The organism is Haloarcula sp. H-GB4, from assembly GCF_030848575.1.
GTDB lineage: Archaea > Halobacteriota > Halobacteria > Halobacteriales > Haloarculaceae > Haloarcula.
Genome location: NZ_JAVDDX010000015.1, coordinates 1 through 843, shown reverse-complemented (window position 1 = coordinate 843; position 843 = coordinate 1). Strand labels below are relative to the sequence as shown.

Annotated in this window: 1 pseudogene; it reads left to right on the top strand. The window is 59.5% G+C overall.

Going from position 1 to position 843, the window contains the following annotated elements:
* Window positions 1-843, top strand: a pseudogene (locus RBH20_RS21320) (hypothetical protein); the annotation flags it as partial.

Sequence of the window (843 nt, the reverse complement as noted above, 5' to 3'; positions counted from 1 at the left end):
GAGGACGACTTCCGAGTGGTGAACACGTCGACGAACACGACGCTGTATGCCAACGGCACTGCAATGGACAACAGCACTGCCGCCCAGCCCACGCTCAACTATACCGAAATCAACGGCACGACTGAACTCCAGTTGGTCACGACGATCTCGACGAATCTCTCGGAGATTGACGATGACGAGATTGATGAGTACGAGCTAACGGTCACGGATTCACGAACGGTCCAAGTAGAGAATCTCCCCGAGCGGGAGGTTGTCGTCGAGCCCGGCGTCGTTCCGAACGGCAGAGGGGCCACGACTGACGACTATCGAATCGGGACTGTAATCCCCGGCAGCTGGCAGAGCGTCCAGTTCGATGGGGGATACGAGGTTCGGAGCAAGTGGCGGTTCTACACTCGTTCACCGCCCGGCTGGAAAAACTGGTCAGCAAACACGACGACGCCAGTAAGACCGCTTGAGACCCACGCTGTCCGGGCTACGGAAGGCCCGGAAGTCACGGTCAACCGCGTCCAAAACGAGAGTTCCGACGGCTGGCGGTTCATCCCGTCGCTCGAAGCGACGTATCCGATGAACGCGACGGGAAATACGACGGCGAACGCGACCAACAGGACCACGCTCCCACCGGAGATTCGGGTCAACCGGTCGGAGTCGTTCACGACTGCGGATCGGTTCACGATTCGGAGTGCGGAACAACTCCGGACAGAGAACTTCGAGATCCGTGGGCTCGTCCGTGGGAACAGCATCGAACAGCCCACGGACTCGACGAACCCGACGCCAATCCGGGAGGTTAACATCACCTCTGAGGTCGTCAATTCGACCGACAACTCGACGGACCTGCTGGTCAGG